This is a genomic window from Mesorhizobium sp. P5_C1 (assembly GCF_054049815.1).
This window is the reverse complement of sequence record NZ_JBFULQ010000185.1, coordinates 1-10,008: the sequence shown is the minus strand read 5'-3', so window position 1 is coordinate 10,008 and position 10,008 is coordinate 1. Positions and strand designations below refer to the sequence as shown.

At 63.5% G+C, this 10,008-nt stretch carries 7 protein-coding genes; 3 read left to right on the top strand and 4 right to left on the bottom strand.

Features of this window, described 5'->3' with window-relative positions; translation table 11 throughout:
- Nucleotides 1-277: 277 nt before the first annotated feature.
- Both ACXJ7R_RS16290 and ACXJ7R_RS16285 read left to right on the top strand, forming a co-directional pair.
- Nucleotides 278-1,165 carry a phosphotransferase gene (locus ACXJ7R_RS16290; RefSeq protein WP_457152734.1) on the top strand — a complete coding sequence of 296 codons (888 nt, stop codon included), beginning with the start codon at nucleotides 278-280 and terminating at the stop codon, nucleotides 1,163-1,165.
- Nucleotides 1,162-3,603: a GcvT family protein gene (locus tag ACXJ7R_RS16285; protein WP_457152733.1), complete on the top strand. Its 2,442-nt coding sequence runs from the start codon at nucleotides 1,162-1,164 to the stop codon at nucleotides 3,601-3,603. Before ACXJ7R_RS16290 ends, ACXJ7R_RS16285 begins: the two co-directional genes overlap by 4 nt.
- Nucleotides 3,604-3,622: 19 nt before the next feature.
- Here the strand turns inward: ACXJ7R_RS16285 and ACXJ7R_RS16280 are convergent, their stop codons facing one another.
- Nucleotides 3,623-4,285, bottom strand: coding sequence for a class I SAM-dependent DNA methyltransferase (locus ACXJ7R_RS16280; RefSeq protein ID WP_457152732.1), 663 nt, complete (start codon nucleotides 4,283-4,285; stop codon nucleotides 3,623-3,625).
- A 69-nt stretch (nucleotides 4,286-4,354) separates the two neighbouring features.
- On the opposite strand from ACXJ7R_RS16280, the gene ACXJ7R_RS16275 reads away from it, so the two are divergent.
- Nucleotides 4,355-5,272: a phosphotransferase gene (locus tag ACXJ7R_RS16275; protein ID WP_457152731.1), complete on the top strand. Its 918-nt coding sequence runs from the start codon at nucleotides 4,355-4,357 to the stop codon at nucleotides 5,270-5,272.
- A gap of 18 nt (nucleotides 5,273-5,290) precedes the next feature.
- Here the strand turns inward: ACXJ7R_RS16275 and ACXJ7R_RS16270 are convergent, their stop codons facing one another.
- The 3 genes from ACXJ7R_RS16270 to ilvD form a co-directional block, all read right to left on the bottom strand.
- Complete coding sequence (locus ACXJ7R_RS16270; protein WP_457152730.1) at nucleotides 5,291-6,214, bottom strand: DMT family transporter; 924 nt, start codon at nucleotides 6,212-6,214, stop codon at nucleotides 5,291-5,293.
- 177 nt (nucleotides 6,215-6,391) lie between these two features.
- The gene (locus tag ACXJ7R_RS16265) at nucleotides 6,392-7,684 is read right to left on the bottom strand and encodes an amidohydrolase family protein (protein ID WP_457152729.1); all 1,293 of its coding nucleotides are present in this window, start codon (nucleotides 7,682-7,684) and stop codon (nucleotides 6,392-6,394) included.
- A 254-nt stretch (nucleotides 7,685-7,938) separates the two neighbouring features.
- Nucleotides 7,939-9,783, bottom strand: a complete 1,845-nt coding sequence (ilvD, locus tag ACXJ7R_RS16260) for a dihydroxy-acid dehydratase (protein WP_457152728.1) — start codon at nucleotides 9,781-9,783, stop codon at nucleotides 7,939-7,941.
- Nucleotides 9,784-10,008: the final 225 nt, after the last annotated feature.

Here is a 10,008-nt window from a genome sequence, read left to right as displayed (position 1 = left end):
CAACAAACACGGGTTCGGAGCTGCAACGGGAGGGTGATGGCAGAGCCGCAACTCATTGGCCAGGCAGTTTTGAACGTGTCTGGCGCAAGGAATTTTCAGATCCGCGGGGGCGGATGCCGGGGTCAAAAACCTGGCCAAGGGGCTCGTCGGTGCGGTGCGGGATACCGATCCTGGCGTCTCGCACCGACGAGATTTTCTCCTCGCTGTCGTTGGGCTGTCCATGGCGCCCTTGCCGACGCTCCGCAAAGTCGACGCTCAGCAAACCAGGGATGATTCCGTGATTGCAGAAGACCGCATCCGCGCCCTGCCCTGCTGGACCGGCAACATCGAGATCGCGCCGTTGCCGGGCGGTCTCAGCAACGCCAATTATGTGGTCAAGGACGCCGCCGGAAAGCACGTCGTGCGCTTCGGCAGGGACTATCCGTTCCATCACGTCTTTCGCGAGCGTGAGGTGATGACCGCGCGTGCGGCACATGCCGCCGGTTTCGCGCCAGCCGTCCTCCATGCCGAACCGGGCATCCTGGTGACGGAATACCTTGGTGCGAAAACCTATCTTGCACAGGACGTGCGCGCCAATCTTGGTCGTGTCGCAGCCCTGATGCGCGGTTTCCACCGGGAGATGCCCAATCACGTCTCCGGCGCCGGCTTCATGTTCTGGGTGTTCCATGTCATTCGCGACTATGCGCGGACCCTTGAAGAAGGCGGCAGCCGCAAGCGCAGCGAATTGCCGCGCCTGCTCACGCTGGCTGACGAGCTGGAGCGCGCGCAGAAATTGCTGCCGATCGTCTTTGGACACAACGATCTTTTGCCGGCTAATATCCTTGACGACGGCAGCAGGCTATGGCTGATCGACTTCGAGTATGCCGGTTTCAACACGGCGATGTTTGACCTTGCCGGCGTAGCCTCGAATGCCGGCATGAGCGACGAGGAATCCTTCGCCTTCCTGACCGCCTATTTCATGAAGGAACCGGACCAGGCGATCCGCCGCTCGCACGCGGCCATGCAATGCGCTTCGCTGCTGCGCGAGGCGATGTGGAGCATGGTGTCCGAACTCTATCTCGACGCGCCCGGCATCGACTACGTCGCCTACACCGAGGAGAACCTGACGCGGCTCGAAGCCGCGCTCGATAACTACAGAACGAAGTACGGGATACAAAAATCATGACATTGCCCAGCCAGGCCGCGATCGTCGTCATTGGCGGCGGCATCATCGGCTGTTCGACGGCCTATCATCTGGCGCGTGACCACAAGGCGGACGTGGTGCTGCTCGAACAGGGCAAGCTGACCTCGGGCTCGACCTGGCATGCCGCGGGGCTGGTCGGGCAATTGCGCTCGTCGGCCTCGATCACCCGCGTGCTCAAATATTCCGTCGACCTCTACAAGGGGCTGGAGGCCGAAACCGGCCTTGCCACCGGCTGGAAGATGACCGGCTGCCTGCGGCTGGCCACCAATGCCGACCGCTGGACCGAGTACAAGAGGCTGGCGACGACGGCGAAAAGCTTCGGCATGGACATGCAATTGCTGTCGCCGGCGGAGGTCAAGGCGATGTGGCCGCTCCTGGAAACCGGCGATTTGGTGGGCGCTTCCTGGCTCCCTACCGACGGCCAGGCGAGCCCTTCGGACATCACGCAGTCGCTGGCGAAAGGCGCGCGCATGCATGGCGCCAAACTGTTCGAGGATGTGCGCGTCACCGGCTTCGAAATGAAGGACGGCCGCATCGCGATGGTGAAGACCAGCAAGGGCGACATTGCCTGCGACAAGGTGGTCAACTGCGCCGGGCAATGGGCGCGGCAGGTGGGTGCGATGGCCGGCATCAACGTGCCGCTGCAGCCGGTGAAGCACCAGTACATCATCACCGAGAAGATCGATGGACTGGCGACCGACGCGCCGACCATCCGCGACCCGGACCGGCGCACCTATTTCAAGGAGGAGGTCGGCGGGCTGGTGATGGGCGGCTACGAGCCGAACCCGCAGGCCTGGACGACCGGAGATGTGCCCGACGATTGGGAGTTCCGGCTCTTCGACGACGATTACGACCATTTCGAACAGCACATGCGCCAAGCGATGGCGCGCGTGCCGGCGCTCGAAACCGTCGGCGTCAAGCAGATGATCAACGGGCCGGAGAGTTTTACGCCGGACGGCAATTTCATTCTCGGCGCGGCGCCCGAATGCGCCAACATGTTTGTCGGCGCCGGCTTCAACGCCTTCGGCATCGCCTCGGGTGGCGGCGCCGGCTGGGTGCTGGCGCAGTGGGTGGTCGACGGCGAAGCACCGCTCGACCTGTGGGTTGTCGACATCAGGCGCTTTTCCAACCTGCACCGGGACCGGCAGTGGGTCTGCGACCGCACGCTGGAAGCCTATGGCAAGCACTATACGATCGGCTTCCCGCATGAGGAGTACGCCAGCGGGCGGCCGCGCATCGTCTCACCCCTTTACAACAGGCTGAAACAGCAGCGCGCCGTGTTCGGCTCGAAGCTTGGCTGGGAACGGCCGAACTGGTTCGCGCCCGAAGGCGTCGAGCCGCAGGATGTCTATTCGATGGGTCGCCAGAACTGGTTTGCGGCAGTCGGCGAGGAACACCGGCACGTGCGCGAGAAGGTCGGCATCTTCGATCAATCCTCCTTCGCCAAATACGAACTGAGCGGGCCCGACGCGCTGAAGGTGCTGGACTGGATTTGCGCCAACGACGTCAGCAAGCCTGTCGGCCGGCTGACCTACACGCAGCTTCTCAACACGCGCGGCGGCATCGAGGCGGACCTGACCGTGGCGCGACTGGCCGAGGAGAAATTCTACATCGTCACCGGCACCGGGTTCCGCACCCATGATCTGTCATGGATCGGCGACCATATCGGCGAAGGGCTCGATGCCACGCTTGTCGATGTCACCGAGGAATTCGGCACGCTGTCGCTGATGGGGCCTCGGGCGCGCGACGTGCTTTCTGCCGTGACCGAARCCGACGTGTCGAACACCAGTTTCCCGTTCGGCCATGTGCGTGAGATTGCCATTGCCGGCCACACAATTCGGGCGCTGCGCGTCACCTATGTCGGCGAACTCGGCTGGGAACTGCATGTGCCGATCGAGGCGACAGGCGAAGTCTTCGATGCACTGATGGCGGCCGGCAACAAGCACGGCATCCGCCCGGTCGGCTATCGCGCCCTGGAATCGCTGCGGCTGGAAAAGGGCTATCGCGCCTGGGGCTCCGACATCACGCCCAACGACACGCCGCAGGAAGCCGGCTTGGGTTGGGCGGTCAAGCTGCGCAAGAACACCGATTTCGTCGGACGACGCGCGCTCGAGAAGACCAGCGGCGCGGCCTTGAAGAAACGCTTTGCCGGCTTCACGGTCGTTGACCCGGAGATCGTGCTGCTTGGCCGCGAGACCATCCTGCGCAATGGCGAGCCGGTCGGCTATCTCACCAGCGGCGGCTATGGCTACACGGTGAGCCGGAACATCGGCTACGGCTACGTGCGCAACGGCGACGGGGTGAGCGACGATTTTCTCGCCTCGGGCGACTATGAACTGGTCGTGGCGATGGAGCGGACGCCGGCCCAAATCCATCTCGAGCCGATGTACGACCCGACGGCCGCCAGGGTCAAAGCGTAGATCGGGGTCAAAGCGTAGATCAGGTGACGCGCAGGGCGAGACCGCGGCTTGGCACGGTGTCGGCCTCGCCCGGCATGGAGACGTAGGGACGCGTTTCCTCGACGCGGGTGACAAGGCCTTGCGCTTCGAGTTCGGCGATGCGCGCGCCAAAGCCGGCTTCCCACAGCGTGTTCTTGACTGTCAGCACGATGATGCCACCCGGCCGGCAGATGCGGATCAGCTCGTCCAGCCCCTCGGCGCCGACATGGCCGGAGGTGAAGACGCCGGCCGAAATGATGCCGGCATAGGCATCGTCGGCAAACGGCAGCTTGCCGCCAAGCGCCAGGCAATGCAGCGCCGAATAGACCCCCTTGCGGGCGGCCTGGGCCAGCATGCCTTCAGATATGTCGAGCGCCTCGACCAAGGGATAGCCTGTTATATCAAGCCATTCGCCAATAAGCCCGGTGCCGGCTCCCGCATCGAGCAGCGGCGCGGCACCGCGCGGCAGATGGCGGGCCAGCAAGGCAAGGCAGATCGTCGGATGGCGATAGCCGGCGGCCGACATGTCGGCGTCATAGGTCTGCGACCAGCGGTCATAGAGTGCCGCGACGTCCTCTGGCCGCTTCGCCGCGTAGGCTGCTGCAAGCGGGCCTCGATGTTTGCTGTGCGCCACTTTTGTCCTGTCCACCAATCGGTCTTGCATCGCATGATAGCCAAACCACGAAAATTGTGGAACCGTCGCTGCGACAAATAACAGCGTTGGGGCGCAGGCATGGTGACAGACGAGGCGCGTGCGGCACTTGCCGACATTTCCTTGGCCACCATTCCCATGCTGGCCGGCTACACCGGGCCGCTCGAACGGCTCGGCGGCCTCACCAATCTGGTCTTCAAGGCTGGCGAGTTCTGCCTGCGCATTCCCGGCAAGGGCACCGAGGAATACATCAACCGCGCCAACGAGGCGGTGGCGGCGCGCGAAGCGGCAAAGGCGGAGGTCAGTCCAGAGGTGCTGCATGTCGATCCCGCCACCGGGGTCATGGTGACGCGCTTCATCGCCGGCGCGGAGACGATGTCGCCGGAGAAATTCAAGGTTCGGCCCGGCAGTCCGGCGCGGGCCGGCGAGGCCTTCCGCAAACTGCACAATTCCAGCGCGGTGTTTCCCTTCCGCTTCGAACTGTTTGCGATGATCGACGACTATCTCAAGGTGCTGTCGACCAAGGACGTCGCCCTGCCCACCGGCTATCACGACGTGGTGCGCGAGGCCGGGAGCGTGCGCTCGGCGCTGGCCGCCCATCCCTTGCCCCTCGCTGCCTGCCACTGCGATCCGCTGTGCGAGAACTTTCTCGATACAGGCGAGCGGATGTGGATCGTCGACTGGGAATATTCGGGCATGAACGATCCGCTCTGGGATCTCGGCGACCTCAGCGTGGAAGGAAAATTCGATACGGCGCAGGACGAAGAGATGATGCACGCCTATTTCGGCGGCGAGGCCAGAGCGGCCGAGCGCGGCCGCATCGTCATCTACAAGGCGATGTGCGATCTGTTGTGGACATTGTGGGGGCTGATCCAGCTCGCCAACAACAACCCAGTCGATGATTTCCGCGCCTATGCCGACGGACGGTTCGTGCGCTGCAAGGCGTTGATGGAGACGCCGGAGTTTTCACGGCACCTGGCGGCGATACGCCTGGGTTAGGCACAGGAAATCTGGACCCTAATTGACGCCTTTTGGCACGTTTTCGGGCGGCACAGTGGTGTCGACCACTTTCTGGCGGTGGAAGATGAACAGGCCGGCGAGAACGACGATGCCTGAGCCGATCAGGATGCGCGGACCGGGAACGTCACCAAAGAACACCAGCCCGAACACCACCGCCCACAGGAGCAGCGTGTAATGCAGCGGCGCCAGCGTCGAGGCCGGGGCCAGCTTGAGCGCCCTGGTGATCATCAGATGCGCGCCGCATGAAACGATACCCAGCAGCAGCATGGCGCCGAAATCGAGCGCTGACGGTGTCTGCCAGGCGCCGATGGTCAACACGCCGCCGACCACCATCGTGCCGATGGTCTGCCATGTCACCAGGTTGGTGTCGCTGGTGCCGCGCAGGCGCCGGTTGAGGATGATGGCGAAGGCGAAGGCAATGCTGCCGGCGAGCGCGAAGCTCGATGACAACGAGAACGCCGCCGAGGACGGTTTCAGCATGATCAGCACGCCGCAGAAGCCGAGCAGGATCGCCATCCAGCGGCGCCAGCCGACCTTTTCGCCGAGCAACAAATGCGAGAGTGCCGCGACATAGATCGGTCCGGCCATGTAGAAGCTCATCACGTCGGCAAGCGGCAGGTAGACGACGGCGGCATAGAACAGTGCCGTGTCGAGCGTTGTCATCACCACGCGCAGCAGCTGCAGCTCCAGGCGCTCCATGTGAAACAGCTTGGCCGTGCCCTGGTGGGCGATCATCGGGCCAAGCACGAAGAACGCGCCGATAGAACGGATCAGCACCACCTGGCCGACGGAGAAGCTGGCGACCAGCCACTTGCCCATGGCATCGTTCAGCGCAAACAGGAAATCGCCGGCCAGCATCAAAAGGATGCCGGCCAGGAGCACGTTCCTGATTGTGGAATTCTGCGCCACGGGCTGCGTCATGCCGATCCCGATTCCTCCTAGAGCATGATGCCGAAAAGTGTGAAGCGGTTTTCGGACGACATCATGCTCTATCTCTTTGATTTAGAGCCGCGTCGTAGACGGAAGCGGCTGCTTTGACGAGGAGAAATCCGGAAATCCGCAAGGCCAGAACCGGGAATCGGCTGGGTCTGGCCTATGCTATTGGGCCTGATGCGACGTCCGATGCCTGCGGTTCACCAGGCTGGGCCTGCCCGGGATGGACAGCCTGGTGTCCTGCTTCGTCCGCTGCGCCACCACCTTGCCCCTGGCGATGACGCACAGGCGTTCGGCGCGCAGGCGCAGGGCTTCGATCGGATTGCCGGCATCCAGGATGACAAGGCTGGCGCGCTTGCCTACCGCCAGGCCGAGATGGTCGAGCCCCATGATCGACGCGTTGACATTGGTGACCATGTCGAAGCAGCGGGCCATGTCGGCCGGGCTCGACATCTGGGCGACGTGCAGGCCCATGAAGGCGACGTCGAGCATGTCGGCGGTGCCGAGCGAATACCAGGGATCGAGCACGCAATCCTGGCCCCAGCCAACACGGATGCCCAGCGCCTGCATTTCCTTGACCCGGGTCATACCGCGGCGCTTGGGGAAGGTGTCGTGGCGGCCCTGCAGCATGATGTTGATCAGCGGATTGGGGATCGCCGAAACACCCGCCTCGGCGATCAGCGGCAGCAATTTCGAGACATAGTAATTGTCCATCGAATGCATCGAGGTGAGGTGTGAGCCGGCGACCTTGCCCTGCAGGCCGAGGCGCTGCGTCTCATAGGCAAGCTGTTCGATATGGCGCGACAGCGGGTCGTCGGTCTCGTCGCAATGCAGGTCGACCATCAGGCCGCGCTCTGCCGCGATCTCGCACAGCTCCGTCACCGAGCGCGTGCCATCTGCCATGGTGCGCTCGAAATGCGGGATGCCGCCGACGATGTCGACGCCCATGTCTAGTGCGCGGATAGTGTTTTCCCGTGCTTTCGGCGAGCGATAAAACCCGTCCTGCGGAAAGGCGACCAATTGCAGGTCGATGTACGGGGCGATCGTCTTCTTGACCTCGAGCAGGGCCTCGACCGCCAGCAGCCTGTCGTCGCAGACATCGACATGGGTGCGGATGGCAAGCAGACCCATCGACACCGCCCAGTCGCAATAGGCAAGGGCGCGGTCGCGCACGGCTTCATGCGTCAACAGCGGCTTCAGCTCGCCCCACAACGAGATGCCTTCGAGCAGCGTGCCCGACGCGTTGATGCGCGGTATGCCGTAGGAGAGCGTTGCATCCATGTGGAAATGCGGGTCGACGAAAGGCGGCGAGACCAGATTGCCACTGGCGTCGATCGCCGTGCCGGCGGTGACATCGAGCTTCGGCTCGATCGCCGCAATCGTCTCGCCGACGATGCCGATATCGGCGACCCTGCCATCAGGCAGCGTACCGCCGCGAACGATAAGGTCGAAATCCATTCGTCGTCATCCCGCTTGAAGAATCAGCATCCTATCGTGGCGGCAAAGAATCTGCAGCGCTTGTGCCGCCCGCCTGCCGGCACCTTCTCCCCGTATAGTGACGGGGAGAAGGGAGATGCTGCGACCTCGCCGCTCTTTGTCAACGCCTACAATTGGCGAAATCGTTGATGACGGCGCCTTTCTCCCCGTCACTATACGGGGAGAAATGTCCGGCAGGACAATGAGGGGCAGCGCCACGCTGATGGAATCCAGCCTTACTCCGGCACGAACCTGACCGCGCCCTTGGCCGCGCTGGTCGCCATCGCGGCGTAGGCGCGCAAGGCTGTAGTGACCTTGCGCTTGCGCTTCTCCTCGGGCTTCCAGGCAGCAATCCCCTTGGCCTCCATCGCCGCCCGGCGGCTGGCAAGTTCAGCGTCGCTGACGGCTAGGCGGATGGTCCGGTTCGGGATGTCGATCTCGACCGTATCGCCCTCGTGCACCAGGCCGATCAAACCGCCCTCGGCGGCTTCCGGCGAGACATGGCCGATCGACAGGCCGGAGGTGCCACCGGAGAAGCGGCCGTCGGTGACCAGCGCGCAAGCCTTGCCCAGGCCCTTCGACTTCAGATAGCTGGTCGGATAGAGCATTTCCTGCATGCCGGGACCGCCTCGCGGCCCTTCATAGCGGATGACGACGACATCACCGGCCTTGATCTCGTTGGCCAGGATCGCCTTGACGCTGGCGTCCTGGCTTTCGAACACGCGGGCCGGGCCGGTGAACTTCAGGATCGATTCGTCGACGCCGGCGGTCTTCACGATGCAGCCGTCGAGCGCCAGATTGCCCTTCAACACGGCAAGGCCGCCATCCTTGGAGAAGGGGTGCTCGACTGAACGGATGACGCCTTTCTCGCGGTCGAGGTCGAGGTCGTCCCAGCGGCGGTCCTGGCTGAAGGCAACCTGCGTCGGCACGCCGCCAGGCGCAGCGAGGAAGAAATCGCGCACGCTTTGGCTGGTCGAGCGCGAAATGTCCCAATGGTCGAGCGCTTCACCCAGCGTGCGTGTGTGCACGGTCGGCAGGTCGCGGTTGATCAAGCCGGCATTGTCGAGCTGGCCGAGGATCGCCATGATGCCGCCGGCGCGGTGGACGTCTTCCATGTGCACATCCGCCTTGGCGGGAGCCACCTTGCACAGCACGGGCACCTTGCGTGACAGCGCGTCGATATCGTCCTGATCGAAGTTGATCTCGCCTTCATGCGCGGCGGCCAGGATGTGCAGCACGGTGTTGGTCGAGCCGCCCATAGCGATATCGAGCGTCATGGCGTTTTCGAAGGCACCCTTCGAGGCGATGTTGCGCGGCAACGCGGTTTCGTCGTCCTGCTCGTAATAGCGCTGGGCGAGATCGACGATCAGGTGGCCGGCTTCGACGAACAGGCGCTTGCGGTCGGCATGCGTGGCCAGCGTCGAGCCGTTGCCCGGCAGTGACAGGCCAAGCGCCTCGGTCAAACAATTCATCGAATTGGCGGTGAACATGCCCGAGCAGGAACCGCAGGTCGGGCAGGCCGAACGTTCGATGACCTTGACGTCCTCGTCGGAGATCTTGTCGTCGGCGGCCGCCACCATGGCGTCGACCAGGTCGAGCGCCTGCGTCTTGCCGGCCAGCACCACCTTGCCGGCTTCCATCGGCCCGCCGGAGACGAAGACGGTCGGGATGTTGAGGCGTAAACTGGCCATCAGCATGCCGGGCGTGATCTTGTCGCAATTGGAGATGCAGACCATGGCGTCGGCGCAGTGCGCGTTGACCATGTATTCGACAGAATCGGCGATGAGCTCGCGCGACGGCAACGAATAGAGCATGCCGTCATGGCCCATGGCGATGCCATCATCGACGGCGATGGTGTTGAATTCCTTGGCGACGCCACCGGCCTTCTCGATCTCGCGCGCGACCAGCTGGCCGAGGTCCTTCAGGTGGACATGGCCCGGCACGAACTGGGTGAAGGAGTTGACCACCGCGATGATCGGTTTGCCGAAATCGGAATCCTTCATGCCGGTGGCGCGCCAGAGGCCGCGAGCGCCGGCCATGTTGCGGCCATGGGTGGTGGTGCGGGAGCGATAGGCAGGCATGAATTTTCCTTGGCTGGCTTGCTGCGCTCCATGCGGAGCGTGGCGGCGCTGAATTCGGACCGCAGGCCTTATAGACGCGCAAGCCTGGTCTGGCCACAATTTTGCAATGCGCCACGAAATCCGGATGTGCGGTTGACGAGCGGCGTTCACCTGTATATAGCCAATCAGGTATATACCCATTTGGCTATGGATACACGATGTACCAGTTGGACGCCACTTTTGCCG

Excerpts from the sequence above, each read along its gene's own strand:
- ACXJ7R_RS16270 (WP_457152730.1), bottom strand. The coding sequence starts at position 6,214 with ATGACGCAGCCCGTGGCGCAGAATTCCACAATCAGGAACGTGCTCCTG.
- ACXJ7R_RS16265 (WP_457152729.1), bottom strand. The coding sequence starts at position 7,684 with ATGGATTTCGACCTTATCGTTCGCGGCGGTACGCTGCCTGATGGCAGG.
- ilvD (WP_457152728.1), bottom strand. The coding sequence starts at position 9,783 with ATGCCTGCCTATCGCTCCCGCACCACCACCCATGGCCGCAACATGGCC.
- ACXJ7R_RS16280 (WP_457152732.1), bottom strand. The coding sequence starts at position 4,285 with ATGCAAGACCGATTGGTGGACAGGACAAAAGTGGCGCACAGCAAACAT.
- ACXJ7R_RS16275 (WP_457152731.1), top strand. The coding sequence starts at position 4,355 with ATGGTGACAGACGAGGCGCGTGCGGCACTTGCCGACATTTCCTTGGCC.